Annotated in this window: 18 protein-coding genes; 14 read left to right on the top strand and 4 right to left on the bottom strand. The window is 52.5% G+C overall.

The genetic code is table 11. From position 1 onward, the window contains the following. Positions 1 to 55 precede the first annotated feature (55 nt). Entirely contained in the window at positions 56 to 670 is a 615-nt protein-coding gene (locus ACM67E_RS05680; RefSeq protein ID WP_416192639.1) for a Smr/MutS family protein, read from the bottom strand. A 22-nt stretch (positions 671 to 692) separates the two neighbouring features. Then, complete coding sequence (locus ACM67E_RS05675; protein WP_416192638.1) at positions 693 to 1,469, bottom strand: SDR family NAD(P)-dependent oxidoreductase; 777 nt, start codon at positions 1,467 to 1,469, stop codon at positions 693 to 695. 176 nt (positions 1,470 to 1,645) lie between these two features. Here ACM67E_RS05675 and ACM67E_RS05670 point away from each other — a divergent pair, with 176 nt between their 5' ends. The 8 genes from ACM67E_RS05670 (at position 1,646) to ACM67E_RS05635 (ending at position 8,675) form a co-directional block, all read left to right on the top strand. Further along, positions 1,646 to 2,062, top strand: a complete 417-nt coding sequence (locus ACM67E_RS05670; RefSeq protein WP_416192637.1) for a hypothetical protein — start codon at positions 1,646 to 1,648, stop codon at positions 2,060 to 2,062. Between the two features lie 175 nt (positions 2,063 to 2,237). Further along, positions 2,238 to 3,713 carry an anthranilate synthase component I gene (gene trpE / locus ACM67E_RS05665; RefSeq protein ID WP_416192636.1) on the top strand — a complete coding sequence of 492 codons (1,476 nt, stop codon included), beginning with the start codon at positions 2,238 to 2,240 and terminating at the stop codon, positions 3,711 to 3,713. Between the two features lie 85 nt (positions 3,714 to 3,798). Further along, positions 3,799 to 4,434, top strand: a complete 636-nt coding sequence (locus ACM67E_RS05660) for a hypothetical protein (protein WP_416192635.1) — start codon at positions 3,799 to 3,801, stop codon at positions 4,432 to 4,434. Between the two features lie 35 nt (positions 4,435 to 4,469). Beyond that, positions 4,470 to 4,709, top strand: a complete 240-nt coding sequence (locus tag ACM67E_RS05655; RefSeq protein ID WP_416192634.1) for a hypothetical protein — start codon at positions 4,470 to 4,472, stop codon at positions 4,707 to 4,709. 24 nt (positions 4,710 to 4,733) lie between these two features. Beyond that, the gene (locus ACM67E_RS05650) at positions 4,734 to 5,357 is read left to right on the top strand and encodes a hypothetical protein (protein ID WP_416192633.1); all 624 of its coding nucleotides are present in this window, start codon (positions 4,734 to 4,736) and stop codon (positions 5,355 to 5,357) included. Between the two features lie 35 nt (positions 5,358 to 5,392). After that, positions 5,393 to 6,907 (top strand): XVIPCD domain-containing protein, encoded by a 1,515-nt coding sequence (locus tag ACM67E_RS05645; protein ID WP_416192632.1) that lies wholly within the window; start codon positions 5,393 to 5,395, stop codon positions 6,905 to 6,907. Between the two features lie 36 nt (positions 6,908 to 6,943). Beyond that, on the top strand, positions 6,944 to 7,480 hold the full coding sequence (locus ACM67E_RS05640; RefSeq protein ID WP_416192631.1) for a hypothetical protein: 537 nt from the start codon (positions 6,944 to 6,946) through the stop codon (positions 7,478 to 7,480). 49 nt (positions 7,481 to 7,529) lie between these two features. Further along, on the top strand, positions 7,530 to 8,675 hold the full coding sequence (locus ACM67E_RS05635; protein WP_416192630.1) for a 5-(carboxyamino)imidazole ribonucleotide synthase: 1,146 nt from the start codon (positions 7,530 to 7,532) through the stop codon (positions 8,673 to 8,675). 345 nt (positions 8,676 to 9,020) lie between these two features. Here the strand turns inward: ACM67E_RS05635 and ACM67E_RS05630 are convergent, their stop codons facing one another. After that, positions 9,021 to 9,185 (bottom strand): hypothetical protein, encoded by a 165-nt coding sequence (locus tag ACM67E_RS05630; RefSeq protein WP_416192629.1) that lies wholly within the window; start codon positions 9,183 to 9,185, stop codon positions 9,021 to 9,023. Between ACM67E_RS05630 and ACM67E_RS05625 the strand changes: the two genes are divergently transcribed. From ACM67E_RS05625 to ACM67E_RS05605, 5 genes are all read left to right on the top strand, one after another. Further along, the gene (locus ACM67E_RS05625) at positions 9,184 to 9,789 is read left to right on the top strand and encodes an inner membrane-spanning protein YciB (protein WP_416192628.1); all 606 of its coding nucleotides are present in this window, start codon (positions 9,184 to 9,186) and stop codon (positions 9,787 to 9,789) included. The genes ACM67E_RS05630 and ACM67E_RS05625 overlap by 2 nt on opposite strands. 121 nt (positions 9,790 to 9,910) lie before the next feature. Beyond that, positions 9,911 to 10,393 (top strand): GNAT family N-acetyltransferase, encoded by a 483-nt coding sequence (locus ACM67E_RS05620; RefSeq protein WP_416192627.1) that lies wholly within the window; start codon positions 9,911 to 9,913, stop codon positions 10,391 to 10,393. A 151-nt stretch (positions 10,394 to 10,544) separates the two neighbouring features. Further along, positions 10,545 to 11,597: a sulfate ABC transporter substrate-binding protein gene (locus tag ACM67E_RS05615; protein WP_416192626.1), complete on the top strand. Its 1,053-nt coding sequence runs from the start codon at positions 10,545 to 10,547 to the stop codon at positions 11,595 to 11,597. 205 nt (positions 11,598 to 11,802) lie between these two features. Beyond that, positions 11,803 to 12,861: a DNA polymerase IV gene (gene dinB / locus ACM67E_RS05610; protein WP_416192625.1), complete on the top strand. Its 1,059-nt coding sequence runs from the start codon at positions 11,803 to 11,805 to the stop codon at positions 12,859 to 12,861. 220 nt (positions 12,862 to 13,081) lie between these two features. Further along, positions 13,082 to 13,816, top strand: coding sequence for a phosphoadenylyl-sulfate reductase (locus ACM67E_RS05605; protein WP_416192624.1), 735 nt, complete (start codon positions 13,082 to 13,084; stop codon positions 13,814 to 13,816). A gap of 554 nt (positions 13,817 to 14,370) precedes the next feature. Here ACM67E_RS05605 and argB read toward each other — a convergent pair. Next, positions 14,371 to 15,264 (bottom strand): acetylglutamate kinase, encoded by an 894-nt coding sequence (gene argB, locus ACM67E_RS05600; RefSeq protein ID WP_416192623.1) that lies wholly within the window; start codon positions 15,262 to 15,264, stop codon positions 14,371 to 14,373. A gap of 154 nt (positions 15,265 to 15,418) precedes the next feature. On the opposite strand from argB, the gene ACM67E_RS05595 reads away from it, so the two are divergent. Continuing rightward, on the top strand, positions 15,419 to 16,549 hold the full coding sequence (locus ACM67E_RS05595; RefSeq protein ID WP_416192622.1) for a M14-type cytosolic carboxypeptidase: 1,131 nt from the start codon (positions 15,419 to 15,421) through the stop codon (positions 16,547 to 16,549). Positions 16,550 to 16,794: the final 245 nt, after the last annotated feature.

Raw genomic sequence — 16,794 nt, 5'->3', positions numbered from 1 at the left:
GAGGCCCTCTGAAACCGCCATTGCCGGTTCAGACGGCCTTGAAACGCCTGTTTCCTTATTCCTCATCACGGCGCGGACGCTTCAAGAGAATCCGTACCGCACCGTCGTTTCCCTGACGCGGCTCGACATAGGCCAATACGTCGGGGTGCTGCATCAGCCAGCGGCGGGTCATGTTTTTCAAAACCGGCTTGTAACCGGCCGACCCCAAACCGCTGCCGTGAACGATTTCGCCGCATACGCCGCGTTTTTTGGTGAATTCGATAAACTCGTTCAACACCTGCTGCGCTTCTTCCTGCGTGTAGCCGTGCAAATCCACATCGGCCACCACCGGATAATGCCCGTTGCGCAAGCGTTGGATGTCGTTTTTGCCTTGGCCGTTTTTACTGAACGTCGCCGGCGGTTCGTCCCAACCGCCCTGACCGACATAAAAATAGTCTTCTTCCGCCAAATCGGTTTCCGCTTTCGGGCGCGGCTTGATGGCCGTTTTCGGACGCGGTGCTTCATAGCGTTGCGAATTTTTCAACGGCGTAACCGCACCGACCGCTTTGGCAAAATCTACCTGTTCTTCTTCTCGCTTCTTAGCCTCCACCGCTTCAAGCAGGCGTTGCTCGGCTTCTTTTTTTGCCTGTTTGCCCAAGGCTTTCAAAGTAGATTGAAAATCCATACTCATTTGACTTTCCTTATCTGTCATCTTATTTTTCAGACGGCCTTCCCACCATGGATGCCGTCTGAAAAGTCTGTTTCAAAGACTGCCAAGTGCGGACATCTTGGATAATTTCATCCCCGAAATCCGCATCGTCAATCATTGATGCAATGATTTTTGCCGCCGTCTCGGGCGGACTGAGTTCCTGATTGGCATGAAGCTGCTGAAAGCGCGGCAGAATCGGGAAATCCCCGCCATCCTGCGCACGGATTTGCGCCTGCATGTCGGTATCCACCACGCCCGGCGCAATACTGCACACTTTCACATTATGGTGGTTTTCCGCTTCGACACAGCGCAAATGATGATCCAATGCGGCTTTGCTTGCGCCGTAAACGCTCCAGCCCGGGTAGGCATTGCGCCCTGCGCCGCTGCTGATGTGCACGATTTTCACCTGCAGATTTTCAGGCCTGACCGCCAGAACATGATTGCTGAACAGCAGCGGCGCAGTAATATTCAAACCCACCGCCGCCGCAATTTCAGACGGCCTCTGTTTGCCGCATACCGCGCTGGGAAAAACTGTTCCGGCATTGTTAATCAAAACCAGCTCATCGGTATCCTGCATAAAAGCATCGATTTCACCACGCTGCAACCATGCCGCCAACCCTTCCGTATCGGCCAAATCCACGGCAGACTGCCGCAAACCGTTTTGCGCGGGCAAGCTGCGCCGTGCAATGCCCCAAACTTCCATACTGCCCTGCAGATAATGCGCCGCCAACGCTTCGCCCAAGCCGCCCGTATGTCCGGTAATGATGATTTTTCGGCGCATGGCCGCTCCTGTCTGCATCGTTTCAAGTGAACGGTATTTTGCCACACAACAGGCCGTCTGAAAAATCAGGCCGTCTGAAAGCGCGTCCGAACCTTCTTCACAAAAGCCGTTTTTTTCAGGTATAGTATCCCTTCCCGTCAAGCTGATAAAATTTGCGCCATCATTGGAGAAACCGAATGTTCAAACGTCCTGAAGAATTAATCGTATTCGTTTTAGGATTATTATGGGTCGCGCTGACCTATTTCCTCACCGGTTATTTTGGTGCGGATACCTATACTTCTTTACTGATTACCGGCTTTACCCTGCTTTGGGCGGTGGTGTGTTTCTTCTTGTGGCAGCGTGATTTGAGCCGCATGATCTGGCCTTGGTTCTTGGGCTTACTGGTGGCTTGCTGGTGGCCGTTCCTCGACTGGTTCGCCATCAAGGATTTCATTGTCCCCGGCGCAGAAAGCCAAGCGATTGTGGTTGCCAAACCGTGGTATGCAAGCTGGACATTCAAAATCATTTTGGCCCTTGTCCCCGTCGCCCTCGGCTACTTCGTCAAATTCAAGCGTGCGCGTCAAACCAGAATCGACACGGCATCCAGTTTTTAAAAATACCCGGCACCGTTTCCTTGCGAAACGGTGTTTTTATTTTGCTTTCAGACGGCCTGCCGCTCCGGCAAACCGGTTAACAGCCCCGGTATAAACTGCTATACTCTTTGCACTATTTAACATCCGAAATCCGGCCGTTTTATCCGTCGGATTTTTCAGCCGAGGCCGTCTGAATATGATCAGCAAAACCGAATACCAAGCCCAAGCCGCGCAAGGATACAACCGCATTCCGCTGGTTCAGGAAATCCTCGCCGATCTCGACACACCGCTGTCGCTTTACCTCAAGCTCGCGAACAAACCGTTCACCTATCTGCTCGAGTCCGTAGTCGGCGGCGAACGCTTCGGCCGCTATTCCTTTATCGGCCTGCCTTGCCGCCATTACCTGAAAGCAAGCGGCAAACGCGTCGACGTGTATTTCGACGGCAAAATCATCGAAACGCACGAAGGCAACCCGTTGCCCTTTATCGAAGCCTTCCACGCGCGTTTCAAAACACCCGAAATCCCCAGTCTGCCCCGTTTTACCGGCGGACTGGTCGGCTATTTCGGCTATGAAACCATCTACCATTTCGAGCATTTCGCCCACCGCCTGAAAAATCCGCCCAAAGCCGACCCGCTCGAAACGCCGGATATTCTGCTGATGCTTTCGCAAGAACTGGCCGTTATCGACAACCTTTCCGGCAAAATCCACCTGATTGTCTATGCCGACCCGAGCCAGGCCGACGGCTACGAAACCGCACGCGAACGCTTGGAAGACCTGCGTACCCAATTGCGCCAAAGCTGCGCCATTCCGCTGTCTCTAGGCAGCGCCACCACCCAACCGGCCAGCGAATTCGGCGAAAATCCGTTCAAAGCCTGCGTCGATAAAATCAAAAACTACATTTTTGCCGGCGACTGCATGCAGGTCGTGCCCAGCCAGCGCATGACCATGCCCTACACCGACAGCCCGCTGGCACTTTACCGCGCGCTGCGCACGCTCAACCCGTCGCCCTATATGTTCTACTACGATTTCGGCGACTTCCACATCGTCGGCTCCTCGCCCGAAATCCTCGTGCGCCGCGAACAAGACACCGTCGTCGTGCGCCCCATCGCCGGCACCCGCCTGCGCGGCAAAACCCCGGCCGAAGACCTGGCCAACGAACAGGATTTGCTCAACGACGCCAAAGAAATCGCCGAACACGTCATGCTCATCGACCTAGGGCGCAACGACGTCGGCCGCATCAGCCAAACCGGTCAGGTCAGCGTTACCGACAAAATGGTAGTGGAAAAATATTCCCACGTGATGCACATCGTCTCCAACGTCGAAGGCCGTCTGAAAAACGGCATCAGCAACATGGAAATCCTCGCCGCCACCTTTCCCGCCGGCACACTTTCCGGCGCACCGAAAATCCGCGCCATGGAAATCATCGAAGAAGTCGAACCCAGCAAACGCGGCATCTACGGCGGCGCAGTCGGCGTATGGAGCTTCAACAACGACATGGACTTGGCCATCGCCATCCGCACCGCCGTGATTAAAAACGGCACGCTGTATGTCCAAAGCGGCGCAGGCGTGGTCGCCGATTCCGTTCCCGAAGCCGAATGGCAGGAAACCCAGAACAAAGCCCGCGCGGTAGTGAGGGCGGCGCAGATGGTTCAGGAAGGGTTGGACAGGTAAATTTTAAACAGGATTCAATATTTTCAGACGGCCTTTCATCACAAGGCCGTCTGAAAAAATAACTTTCCCCAACCAAAGGAAAACCATGAAATACCGATTAACATCAATCACAGCAGCCCTGCTGCTCGCCGCCTGTTCCGTCCCCCCCGAATCGGGCAAAACCGCTTCACAACCCGTAAACCAACCCGTAAACAAGGAAACTGTAAAAATGTCAGAAAACAAAACCCCGCCGGAAATGCAAAGGGAAATTTTAACCAATCTGCTGGAAATGATGGCTTCTTCCCAGTCGATTAAAGATTTTACCGTTGAGCATATAGAACAGGCTTTCGGTGTAAAAATGAGAGTTGATGAGAGCGAGACAGACAGCTATTACTTTTTTAAAGAATTATCAAACAACTGGGAATGGAGTCTCGATAAATCTAAAGACCCTATAGAAAAACAAGATGGCCTTCGATTATCTTTTAATTCAATAAATGATGATATTGACAATCATGAAAGCCTCTATATTGAAGAAATCTGCGGTATGGATTTTGATGAATTTGTACAAAAAGCGGAAAAAATGGGGTTTACCCAAGAGCCGAACATTGTTCAGGACGGTATGCAGATGGGGGGCTATCTGGATAAAGAAAATTTACAGGTAAAAGTATTACCCTTGTATTACAACCCCAAAAATAATCCTGACGAGCAGAAAGCCTGTATCAGAATGATTTTAGTCGGCTGATGTCAATAATCAATGAATTTTAAAGGAATTTTATCATGGCAACCCCCGAAATTAACCGTTTGAGTACCCAAACCGATTCAGAACTGAAAGAATTCCATACCCTCACTTTCATGCAGGGGGGCGGAACGCAGGCGCAATCGGAAAGGCTGCAACAGACATTGAATTCATCGCCCTTACTGGCTAAAAATATCAATTCCGCCACCAATAGCGGCGCAGTTGAGAGATTATTTTTTCAGACGGCCTTACGATATAATCAAGGCCGTCTGAAAAAATAACTTTCCCTTAACCAAAGGAAAACCATGAAATACCGATTAACAGCAATCACAGCAGCTCTGCTGCTCGCCGCCTGTTCCGTTCCTCCCGAATCAGGCAAAACCGCTTCACAACCCGTAAACAAGGAAACCGTAAAAATGTCAGAAAATAAAACCCCACCGGAAATGCAGAGAGAAATTTTAACCAATCTGCTGGAAATGATGGCTTCTTCCCAGTCGATTAAAGATTTTACCGTCGAGCATATAGAACGGGCTTTCGGTGTAAAAATGAGAGCTGATGAGAGCGAGACAGACAGCTATTACTTTTTTAAAGAATTATCAAACAACTGGGAATGGAGTCTCAATAAAACTAAAGGCCTTATAGAAAAACAAGATGGCCTTCGATTATCTTTTAATTCAATAAATGATGATATTGACAATCATGAAAGCCTCTATATTGAAGAAATCTGCGGTATGGATTTTGATGAATTTGTACAAAAAGCGGAAAAAATGGGCTTTACCCAAGAGCCGAACATTGTCCAAGACGGTATGCAGATGGGAGTTTATTTGGATAAGGGAAATTTGCAAGTAAAAGTATTACCCTTGTATTACAACCCCAAAAACACTCCTAACAAGAAAAAAGCCTGTATCAGAATGATTTTAGTCGGCTGATGTCAATAATCAATGAATTTTAAAGGAGTTTTATCATGGCAACCCCCGAAATTAACCGTTTGAGTACCCAAACCACTTCAGAACTGAAAGAATTCCATACCCTCACTTTCATTCAGGAGGGCGGAACGCAGGCACAATCGGAAAGGCTGCAACAGGCATTGAATTCATCGCCCCTGCTGGCTAAAAATATCAATTCCGCCATCAGCAAAGGCATAGTCGAAGGATTCAGAATCGATAAAAATCCGAACAACAACGGCTCATATTCCCCAACAGACGAGATGATCCGATTTAATCCCAAGATATTGAATGACCGTACAGACGAGGGATTGGGGAATCTGGTTTTTGTAACTGCACATGAAACCCAGCACAGCCTTGACAAGGTAGGGGAAGATTTTCAAAAAACCAAAGACTCCATAAACAGACAGGCGCAGCAGCAAGGCCGCAGGGATTATACCGGCGAAGTCAAAGCGCACGTTTTACGCTTGCGCAAAGCAGAAGCACTGGCTGAAATCGACGGCTTTAACGCGGTTGTCGATATGGTTAGGCAGACTAATCCGAAGCCAACCTTAAAACAGATCTATCACGCTGCACCAGACCATATGCACGATTTCATAAAAGAAAAAAATGGAAATTACACCCTAAAATCTAATCTCCAATTAGACAAAAACATGTACCTGCCCATAAACGATAAAAATATCGAAGCCATGGGAAAAAACTTTTTCGATAAAACCGAATATTTTGCGATTGACTATCCCGACCGATACGCCGCTTACGCCATCAAGCTGGCTGCCTCCTACGAGCAGCATTATCACGGCCAAGGCAGCAAAATCCGTCTGAATATGAAAGAATTGGGCAAGATAGGCATAGACGAAGAATCACTCAAAGAAGCAGGGGTGGATTTTAACGGTATCGAGACCGCGCCCAACCAGTCGCCCTCCGTGCAAAACGAAGTGGAAAATCCCCTGCAAGCCCGTCTGAACGCCCTTCAGGGCAAACTCGACCGTGCCGCCGACGCTTATGGACGCAACGCCAGGGAAGCCATCTGCGCTTCCCAAGACGAAATGATCGCCCTCAGCCCCAAAGCGCAGCAGGTGTTTGAAAACGCAATGGAACAGGCCGCTGCCCAAAGGCTTCAGCGCGAAGAGGAAAACCGCCGCTTCAGTCTGGAAAACCTGCCCGAACGCGCGCAGCTCCTTCATGCCCAAATCGACGCGGGTCTGCGCGATTACTACCGCGAAAACAACCTGCCCTACACCGAGCGCGAAATGAAAAACAGCGTCGCCGCGCTGACCGCCCAAGCCTACGCAAACCGTATGCCCGAAATCGGACATGTCGGCATCAACAAAGACGGAGAGCTGTTTGCATGGCACGAAACTTCCTACCATTACGCCACCCATGCCCTGGCCGATTCCGCCAAAGCCGCCGCAACACCGCAGCGCGAGAGTTTCGCGCAAACGCTTGAGGCCGATCAGGTGCTGGCCGAACAAGACCGCCGGCGCGAATACGAACGGCAGATGGAGCAGCACCATTCGCACAGCATGAGCCGCTGATGCCGCAACGGTAATTTGAAGATTAATAAGGAATAAATGATGAATACAGAAACGGTTTTGGACGGCCTTGAACAGGTCATTGCATCATCTTCGGCGATGATAAAGCATTACGAGCAAAAAATGGACGATACCGCCGCGATGGTTCAAGACAGGCTCGATGACGCTTTGGCGCAAAACAAAAGGGAAATGACGGCATTCGCCGATGAAAATCTTAAAGCCCGGCTCGATACCGTTTTGGAACAATATAAAAAAGATATGGATTCAATCCATGAAGTCATGGTAAGCCGCACCCAAGAATTCAACGCCTACCTGCATTCCGTCACCGAAAAAAACCGTACGCTTGCCCGAAAAAGCTGGATAATTGTATCGGCAAGCCTTGTGCTGATGATTATCATGCTGTGTCTCGGGATCTGGCTCAGTTGGCACTATGCGGATACTGTCAAACAGAATAAAGCTCGGGCGGAAGTGTCGGAACTGCTGGCAAAATCCGATATTGTTCGCTGCGGCGATGCTTTGTGCGCAAAAACCGGAAAAGCCGGACAAAACGGCTACCGGATCATCAAAGACCGCTGACCCGTTTCAGCGGCTTCTTAGCTACAGTTAAATATAATAAAGTCAAACCATGCAAAACACCCCCATCCTTCCTCCCGCCAATCTCGGCATTCTCGGCGGCGGCCAGCTCGGCCGTATGTTTACCGTTGCCGCCAAAACCATGGGCTACCGCGTGACCGTGCTCGATCCCGACCCGAACGCGCCGGCGGCGGAATTTGCCGACCGTCATCTGTGCGCGCCGTTCGACGACCAAGCCGCTTTAGACGAATTGGCGAAATGCGCCGCCGTCACCACCGAATTTGAAAACGTCAATGCCGACGCAATGCGCTTTCTGGCGCGGCACACCCGCGTGTCGCCGAGCGGCGATTGCGTCGCTGTTGCGCAAAACCGCATTCAGGAAAAAGCGTGGATACGCAAAGCCGGTTTGCAGACCGCGCCGTATCAGGCCGTCTGCACACCCGAAGACATTACCGACGCGAGTGCGGAATTTCTGCCCGGCATTCTGAAAACCGCCACACTGGGCTACGACGGCAAAGGCCAAATCCGCGTGAAAACCTTGGCCGAACTTCAGACGGCCTTTGCCGAACACGGCGGAGTGGACTGCGTGTTGGAAAAAATGGTCGATTTACGCGGCGAGATTTCGGTGGTGGTATGCCGTCTGAACAGCGAAAACGTGCAGACTTTCGACCCCGCCGAAAACATCCACGAAAACGGCATTCTCGCCTATTCCATTGTCCCCGCCCGCCTGCCGCAGGATATTCAACAGCAGGCGCGGCAGATGGCGCGGCGTTTGGCCGACGAACTGGATTATGTGGGCGTGCTGGCGGTGGAAATGTTCGTCGTCGGCGATACGCACGAACTCATCGTCAACGAAATCGCGCCGCGTCCGCACAACAGCGGCCACCACACCATCGACGCGTGCGCCGCGAGCCAGTTCCAGCAGCAGGTGCGCATCATGTGCGGCCTGCCCCCCGCCGACACCCGCCTGCTTTCGGCCTGCTGTATGGCGAATATTCTGGGCGACGTTTGGGGCGGCGACGGCAGCGAACCCGACTGGCTGCCGCTGCAAAGCGACACGGCTTCGTTCCTGCACCTCTACGGCAAAAAATCCGCCCGAAAAGGCCGCAAAATGGGGCATTTCGTTACGCTGGCCGCCGACGCGGACGCTGCGTTTGAAAAAGCGCAGAAACTGCACGCCAGTCTGAAAAAGGCCTGATTCGGTTTATTTTGCCCCGACCACACCTGACTTTGAACAGGCCGTCTGAAAGTGAAATATTTTCAGACGGCCTGAACCTTGCAAAATCCGAAAATATTCAAAAATCTCTAATCCGTCATTAGCTGCGCGGGGGAAGCGTAGCGGACTTGCGCAGCTAATGACGGGGATAGACTTTTGGTTTAGATTGAGTTTTGCAAAGATCTCGGCCTGTGCAAACCGTTTCCGCGCCATATTTTGCAATCCGTGCAAAATCCGAATCGCGTGAACAGGCGCGTCTGATATTGGAAAAAGTTCGTGTCATTTTCAAACGGCCTCCGAACCATGCTGTACCGTGCCTGTCTGCTTTTACAATCGTTTTCCGTTTTCAGACGGCATTTGGGCTAAAATGCCGTCTGAAAACTTATAAACCGGGTCGGATTTTAAATCCGGCATTTTTTGTTGATTTATTTTGTTTTCAGACGGCCTTTCCAAACCGTTAATGCCGTCTGAAACCCAAGTTCCCAATCCCATGAACGCCCTGCTTGATTTTATCCCCCTTATCGTCTTTTTCTACCTTTACAAAACCGTCGAACCGACCGACACGCAGCATTTTCTGCTGCAACTGACCGGCGCGGCGGGAACGGACAACAACCACGTCCTGGCCGCCACCGCCGGCCTGATTGCCGCCACCGTATTGGTGTACGGCTATCATCTCGTGAAACAGAAATTCCGCTTGGAGCGGCAGCAATGGCTGGTTTTGGCCATGACCGTCGTCTTCGGCGGCGTAACGCTGGCTTTGAGCGACGACTACTATATCCGCCTCAAGGCCGTGTTGCTGAATACCGCCTTCGGTGTCGGTATGCTGCTGTCGCATTTTTTCTTCAAAGACCGCCGTTCCGCCGTGCAGAAAATGTTCGGCTCCGTATTGGTTTTACCGCCCGAGGGCTGGAAAAAACTCAATTGGGCATGGGCGGGCATGTTTTTCCTGCTCGCCGCGCTGCACGCTTTTTTTGCGTTTGTGTACGCAGGCGGCAGATACTGGGGCGAATTCACCGCGTTCGGCGACATGATTGTGATGTTCTCCTGCATGGCGGTGATGTTTTTCGTGTTGCGCAAACATTTCAAAACCGAATAATTTTTCCGGGCAGGCCGTCTGAAAACCATGTTGCTGGTATAATCATACGGCCAACCGTTTGATTTTTCAGACGGCCTCCGCTTCATCGGGCCGTCTGAACATTTTGATGCGAATACCGACCATGAGCCTGCTTACCGTCCTCCGCCCCGCTACCGAAAAAGACTGCCGCTTCATCCACAATGCGCACCTTCACGCCGTGCAATACACCTGCATCCGCAGCTACGACGAACGCGTGCTGCAGGCGTGGGAAGGGCTGCTCGATGAAGAAAGCTACCGCGCCACGCTGTCCGACCCGTCAAAAGCCTTGTGGGTAGTGGAATACCGCGGCATCATTCAGGGCTTTTTCCAAGTCGATTTCAAAGAAGCCCAGCTTGACGCGCTGTATGTGCATCCGCTGGTTCACAACCAAGGCTTGGGAACCGCGCTGCTGCGGCGTGCCGAAAAACTGGCGCACGATGCCGGCCTGAGCTTCCTGAAACTTTACGCCTCACTCAATTCCGTGCCATTCTACCGACTCAACGGCTACGAATCCTTAGGCGAAGCGGTCTTGCCGCTGAACAAAACCGTCAGGGCGAAGTGCGAACTGATGCGCAAATATTTATAGGAATACGGTGAGGCCGTCTGAAAGTTTCCGTACAACTTTCAGACGGCCTTAACCTTTATAACCAAACCTGCTAACCACCAAATCAAACATTATTTCTCACCGCCAATCAGACGGTATAAAGTGTCTCCATCGATTTAAGGAGACAACCGACATGACCATCCGCACCACCGCCCTGACCGCACTTGCCGCCGCCCTCGCTCTGGCCGCCTGCTCGCCCAAAGAAGAAGCCGCCCAAACCGGCAATGCCTCCGCCGCAGCCGACGGCAAAAGCGTCAAACTCTTGAACGTATCCTACGACGTCGCCCGCGATTTCTACAAAGAATACAATCCGCTGTTTATCAAAGCATACCAAGCCAAGCATAACGGCGCGGAAATCGACATCCAGCAGTCCCACGGCGGCTCGAGCAAACAAGCCTTGTCCGTCGCCAACGGTTTGGCGGCGGATGTCGTCACCATGAACCAGACTTCCGACATCGAAATGCTCCAGCAAAAAGGCCTGGTCAAAAACGATTGGACGCAACGCCTGCCCGACAATGCCGTGCCGTTTACCAGCACCACCGTGTTTCTCGTGCGCAAAGGCAATCCCAAACAGATTAAAGACTGGAACGACCTGACCCGCGACGGCGTGCAAATCGTCCTGGCCAACCCGAAAACCACCGGCAACGGCCGCTACGCCTTTCTCGGCGCATACGGCTACGGCCTGAAAGTCAACAACGGCGATGAAGCCAAAACCAACGATTTCGTCGCCGCATTCCTGAAAAACGCGCCCGTATTCGAAAACGGCGGCCGCGCGGCCACCACCACCTTCAGCCAGCGTAACATCGGCGACGTGTTGGTCACGTTTGAAAACGAAGCCAACCATGTCAGCAAAAAACTGACGCAAGGCCAGTTTGAAATCGTTTACCCGAGCTACACCATTTTGTCGGAAAGTCCCGTAGCGGTGGTCGACAGCGTCGCCGATAAAAAAGGCACGCAAGAAGCGGCGAAAGAATATTTGGAATACCTGTGGAGCGAACCGGCGCAGGAATTGGCCGCCAAACTCTACCTGCGTCCGCGCAATGCCGACGTATTGGCCAAACACCAAGCCGATTTTCCTGCCATCGAAACCTTCACACCCAACGAAAAATTCGGCACTTGGGACGAAATCATGAAGAAATATTTCGCTGACGGCGGCTTGTTCGATCAGTTGTCGGCTAAGAAATAAGGTTCGCTTCCGCAGCAAAAGGCCGTCTGAAAATCTATTATTTTCAGACGGCCTTTTTCATTCGACACAGCTTGATTTCATTCAATCCGAATGGAAAACCGAGGGCTTAACCTTTAGGCCGTCTGAAAACTCAGTTTGGGTTTCAGACGGCCTTTTCACGCCCATTTTCCGCTAAAATACCGTTTTCCCGTTTTTCAAAACCCAAATGTCCGACCGCAAAATCATCCATATCGATATGGACGCGTTCTACGCCTCGGTAGAGCTGCGCGAACAGCCGCACCTGAAAGGCAAGCCCGTCGTCGTGGCTTGGGAAGGCGCGCGCTCGGTGATTTGCGCGGCCTCGTATGAAGCGCGGCAGTTCGGGCTACACTCGGCGATGTCGGTGGCGACGGCGAAACGGCTGTGTCCGCAGGCGGTTTATATTCCGCCGCATTTCGATTTATACCGCGAAATTTCGGCGCAAATCCATGCGGTTTTCAGACGGCATACCGACCTGATTGAGCCGCTGTCGCTGGACGAAGCCTATCTGGACGTTACGCAAAACAAGCAGAATATCCGCTATGCCAGCGAAGTGGCGCGGAAAATCCGTGCCGAAATTCTGGCCGAAACGGGTTTGACCGCATCGGCAGGCATTGCGCCGAACAAGTTTCTTGCCAAAATCGCGTCCGACTGGCGCAAACCGAACGGCCAGTTTGTTTTACACCCGCAGAAAATCGACGCTTTTCTGGAAACGCTGCCGCTGGGCAAAATCCCCGGCGTTGGCAAGGTGACGCTGAAAAAAATGCAGGCTTTGGGCATGAACACCGCCGGCGATTTGAGCCGTTTCGAGCGCGGCGAACTGCTGAACCATTTCGGCCGCTACGGTTACCGGCTGTACGATTTGGCGCGCGGCATCGACGAACGCCCTGTCAAGCCCGAGCGCGAGCGTTTGCAGATTTCCACCGAAATCACCCTACCGGAAGATTTGTCGCTGGCGCAGACGGCCGAACACCTGCCGCACTTGGCAGAAGATCTGTGGCGGCAAATCCAGCGCAAAAACGTCGATGCCAAAGGGGTAACGCTCAAGCTCAAAACACACGATTTCCGCATCATCACGCGCTCGCTGACGTATTCTTCGGTGCTGCCCGACAGCCAAGCCCTGCTCCAAGCCGCGCACACGCTGATCGGACGCGTGCCGCCGCAGACGGAAGACGCGTTCCGCCTCATCGGCATCGGCGTGAGCCACCTGCTGCCGAAAAACCAGCAGCAGTCGCTTTGGTTATAAAGAAATAGAAAAGCATTCTTTCCTTTCGCTTCGTTACAGGCGGAAAATGGCAGTATCAATCATTTTCAGACGGCCTGACTTTTGGCAAACCGAACCGGATTCAAACGAATCTGCCGGTGATGGGTTGCACCCATCCTGTATCAGGCAGGCCGTCTGAAAATAAAAGGCCGCGTCCGGAGATTACGTCCGAACACAGCCAAATAAAACAAGGAACACCGCCATGACTTCATTTCTCCGCCCGATTCTCTGGAGCATTCCGAAAATAACCGCCGAAGAACGGCAACGCCTGCCCGCCCTTACCGCTGAATTGGAAGGCCGTCTGAAAAATATTGCCGAACGCTTTCCGCAGGCCGTGTTCGCGTCCAGCCTGGCAGTTGAAGACATGGTGATTACCGACGCAATATGCCGTCTGAAACTGCCCATCCGCATCATCACGCTCGATACCGGCAAACTCAATCCCGAAACCGAAGCCCTGATTGCCGCGACCAACGCGCGTTATCAGACCCGATTGGAAGTGTACCGCCCGATTGAAGCCGACGCACAGGCATTTGAACGGCAGTTCGGCGCGACCGCCATGTACGAAAGCGTGGAACTGCGCCGCCAATGCTGCCGCATCCGCAAAATCGAACCGCTCGACCGCGCCTTGGGCAACGCCCCGGCATGGCTGACCGGCCAACGCCGCAGCCAGTCGGATACGCGCAGCGGCTTGGATTTTGAAGAACACGATTCGGGACGCAACATCGCCAAGTTCAACCCGATTTTCGACTGGGAAGAAGCGGATGTGTGGGCTTATGCGCAGGAACATGATGTGCCGCTGAATGATTTGTACCGTCAGGGCTACCCGAGCATAGGCTGCGAACCGTGCACCCGTCCGGTCAAAGAAGGCGAAAATATCCGCGCCGGAAGATGGTGGTGGGAAAGCAGGGACAGCAAGGAATGCGGTTTGCACAAGTAAAATCAGGGAATTCCATGCCAAAGGCCGTCTGAAAATCTGCAAGGCTGATATTTTCAGCATTTTCAGCTTCTGTCTGACTCAAAATCAGCGGTGTTTGGGCTGCTGCAATCTGCTCCCCCTCCTGCGCTTGACGCGGGGGAGGGTTGGGGAGGGGGTGATGTTTCGCAGAAACATTAAAATCTGCTGAAACTCAGGAAAAATGTACTTCTACGAAGTACCACCCCCATCCTGACCTTCCCCCGCGCCAAGCGCAGGAGAAGGGACAGATTGTAGGAACTTCAAAATTTACTGTCGGAATCGAAACAGTTTTGCGGAATCAGTGTTTGCTGACTATTTGATATTTCAAAATTTCATTTTTTACCAAAATATAAAACCTATAACATTTTGATATTTAATAAAAATTTATTCCAGACAGTAGTGTGTCTGCGCGGGGGAGCGTAGCGGATTTGCGCAGCTAATGACGGTTTAAGGATTTTCGGAAATTTACAAGTTTCGCAAAAATATCAAAGGCCGTCTGAAAATTTTTCAGACGGCCTTGGTTTGATTGATTCAACTTACGCCTTGTCCCCGCCCAAAATCATCGAGCCGATACCGGAATCGGTAAAGATTTCCAGCAAAAGCGCGTTCGGCACGCGGCCGTCGATGATGTGGGTGGCTTTCACGCCGTTAACCGCGGCTTCGACCGCCGAACTGATTTTCGGCAGCATCCCGCCGTAGAGCGTGCCGTCGGCAATCAATTCGTCAATGCGGCTCGGGGTCAGGTTGGTCAAAAGGTTGCCTTCTTTATCCAGCACGCCGGTAATGTTGGTCATCATCAGAAGTTTTTCGGCGTTGAGTTCTTCGGCCAGTTTTCCGGCCACCAAATCGGCGTTGATGTTGAACGCTTCGCCGCGTTTGCCCACGCCGATGGGGGCGACGACGGGGATTTGGCCGTTGTCGATCAGACCCTGAATCAGGGAGGTGTCGATGCTTTCCACTTCGCCGACCTGCCCGATGTCCACGCCCGGGTTTTCAGGCGTGTTAATCAGCAGTTTTTTGGCTTTGATAAAGTGGCCGTCGCGGCCGGTTACGCCGACGGCTTTTCCGCCGTGGGTATTGATCATGGAGACGATTTCTTTGTTCACATGACCGCCCAGCACCATTTCGACGATGTCCATCGTTTCGCCGTCGGTCACGCGCATGCCCTGCACGAACACGCCTTCCTTGCCCACGCGCTCGAGCATATTATTAATCTGCGGCCCCCCGCCGTGAACAATCACGGGATTAATGCCCACCAGTTTCAAGAGCACGATGTCGCGTGCGAAACCTTCTTTCAAGGCCGGTTCGGTCATCGCGTTGCCGCCGTATTTGATGACGATGGTCGAGCCGGAAAAGCGGCGGATATACGGCAGGGCTTCGGATAGGATCGCGGCCTTGTCGGCCGGGGAAATGTGTTTCATATCGGTCATGGGCTTACTCTTTTGATTGTTGACAATTTTACTTTCGGAATATTAATACCAAAGGCCGTCTGAAACAAGCCGGAGCCGAAAAGGATTTATGATTTACCTGAAATGTTTTAGAATAGCGGGCTGTTAAACTTATATTCCACGCAGGAATCTCTCCATGATAAAAATCAGCACCCAATTTGACGCCGGTTCCGTGATTGTGAAAGATTCGGGCGACCCGTCCGACATCCGCCTTGCGCTGCGTCCGGACAACGCTTCGGATTTCGCACAATGGTTCTACTTCCGCCTGCAGGGTGCGGCCTATCAGAATTGCATGATGCGCTTTGAAAACGCGGCTGATGCGGCTTATCCGGAGGGCTGGGAAGAATATCAGGCCTGCGCGTCTTACGACCGTCAAAACTGGTTCCGCGTGCCGACAAGCTATGAAAACGGCGTGCTGACCATCAACCACACGCCTTTGTCCAACAGCATTTATTACGCCTATTTCGAGCCGTATTCCCACGAGCAGCATTTGAACCTGCTGGGCGATGCGCAAGGCAGCGGTTTGTGCCAAATCGACGATTTGGGCAGCACCGTGCAAGGCCGCGACATCAACCTGCTCACCATCGGCAACCAAGCCGAAAGCGATTTGAAAATTTGGATAATCGCGCGTCAACACCCGGGCGAAACCATGGCCGAATGGTTCGTCGAAGGCCTGTTGGGCCGCCTGCTCGACCCGCAAGACCCGACCGCCCGCGCCCTGCTCGACCGTGCCACGTTTTACATCGTGCCGAACATGAATCCCGACGGCTCGGTATTGGGCAACCTGCGCACCAATGCCGCCGGCGCGAACCTCAACCGCGAATGGCAGAATCCGACCGCAGAACGCAGCCCCGAAGTGTATTATGTGCGCGAAAAAATGCTCGAAACCGGCGTGGATTTGTTCCTCGACATCCACGGCGACGAAACCATTCCGTTTGTCTTCGTGGCGGGCACGGAAGGCGTACCGGGCTACGACGAGCGGATTGCCGCGCTGGAAACCCGGTTCAAACAAGCCTTTGAAGCCGCCAGTCCCGATTTCCAAGACGAAATCGGCTACGACAAAGACGCACCCGGCCAAGCCAATATGACCATGGCCACCGCATGGGTGGGCGGACAATTCAAATGCCTGGCCTACACGCTGGAAATGCCGTTTAAAGACAACAACAACCTGCCCGACGACGATTTCGGCTGGAACGGCCAACGCTCCCTGCGATTGGGCGAAGCAGTATTGTCGGCAATTTGGAATGTATCGGGCGGTTTGCGGTAAATTATTGATTAAACAGGCCGTCTGAAAGTCGGAAATATTTTCAGACGGCCTTTGAATTCCGCAGGTCGGGCATTTGCTGCCCACATTTCTAAACAACCCGAGACATCAATCGATTGAATGAAAACAGGTAAAACACCTGCCTGCGCCGATATGGTTTTCAGATAATGCAGGAGGATTGTGAATCCTGCCGTTTTCAAATTTAAAACAGAAATTTGAAATGAGTCCGCAAAGCGGATTTACCCCTG

The sequence above is a fragment of the Neisseria sp. CCUG12390 genome (assembly GCF_047837985.1).
In the GTDB taxonomy this organism is placed as follows: domain Bacteria; phylum Pseudomonadota; class Gammaproteobacteria; order Burkholderiales; family Neisseriaceae; genus Neisseria.
This window is presented reverse-complemented; position numbering and strand designations above follow the sequence as displayed.

What these genes read in the sequence shown, in the direction of transcription:
- argB (WP_416192623.1), bottom strand. Translation starts at nt 15,264, where the DNA reads ATGACCGATATGAAACACATTTCCCCGGCCGACAAGGCCGCGATCCTA.
- ACM67E_RS05645 (WP_416192632.1), top strand. Translation starts at nt 5,393, where the DNA reads ATGGCAACCCCCGAAATTAACCGTTTGAGTACCCAAACCACTTCAGAA.
- ACM67E_RS05670 (WP_416192637.1), top strand. Translation starts at nt 1,646, where the DNA reads ATGTTCAAACGTCCTGAAGAATTAATCGTATTCGTTTTAGGATTATTA.
- ACM67E_RS05635 (WP_416192630.1), top strand. Translation starts at nt 7,530, where the DNA reads ATGCAAAACACCCCCATCCTTCCTCCCGCCAATCTCGGCATTCTCGGC.
- ACM67E_RS05605 (WP_416192624.1), top strand. Translation starts at nt 13,082, where the DNA reads ATGACTTCATTTCTCCGCCCGATTCTCTGGAGCATTCCGAAAATAACC.
- ACM67E_RS05640 (WP_416192631.1), top strand. Translation starts at nt 6,944, where the DNA reads ATGATGAATACAGAAACGGTTTTGGACGGCCTTGAACAGGTCATTGCA.
- ACM67E_RS05625 (WP_416192628.1), top strand. Translation starts at nt 9,184, where the DNA reads ATGAACGCCCTGCTTGATTTTATCCCCCTTATCGTCTTTTTCTACCTT.
- ACM67E_RS05620 (WP_416192627.1), top strand. Translation starts at nt 9,911, where the DNA reads ATGAGCCTGCTTACCGTCCTCCGCCCCGCTACCGAAAAAGACTGCCGC.
- ACM67E_RS05650 (WP_416192633.1), top strand. Translation starts at nt 4,734, where the DNA reads ATGAAATACCGATTAACAGCAATCACAGCAGCTCTGCTGCTCGCCGCC.
- ACM67E_RS05615 (WP_416192626.1), top strand. Translation starts at nt 10,545, where the DNA reads ATGACCATCCGCACCACCGCCCTGACCGCACTTGCCGCCGCCCTCGCT.
- ACM67E_RS05675 (WP_416192638.1), bottom strand. Translation starts at nt 1,469, where the DNA reads ATGCGCCGAAAAATCATCATTACCGGACATACGGGCGGCTTGGGCGAA.
- ACM67E_RS05655 (WP_416192634.1), top strand. Translation starts at nt 4,470, where the DNA reads ATGGCAACCCCCGAAATTAACCGTTTGAGTACCCAAACCGATTCAGAA.
- ACM67E_RS05660 (WP_416192635.1), top strand. Translation starts at nt 3,799, where the DNA reads ATGAAATACCGATTAACATCAATCACAGCAGCCCTGCTGCTCGCCGCC.
- trpE (WP_416192636.1), top strand. Translation starts at nt 2,238, where the DNA reads ATGATCAGCAAAACCGAATACCAAGCCCAAGCCGCGCAAGGATACAAC.
- ACM67E_RS05595 (WP_416192622.1), top strand. Translation starts at nt 15,419, where the DNA reads ATGATAAAAATCAGCACCCAATTTGACGCCGGTTCCGTGATTGTGAAA.
- dinB (WP_416192625.1), top strand. Translation starts at nt 11,803, where the DNA reads ATGTCCGACCGCAAAATCATCCATATCGATATGGACGCGTTCTACGCC.
- ACM67E_RS05680 (WP_416192639.1), bottom strand. Translation starts at nt 670, where the DNA reads ATGAGTATGGATTTTCAATCTACTTTGAAAGCCTTGGGCAAACAGGCA.
- ACM67E_RS05630 (WP_416192629.1), bottom strand. Translation starts at nt 9,185, where the DNA reads ATGGGATTGGGAACTTGGGTTTCAGACGGCATTAACGGTTTGGAAAGG.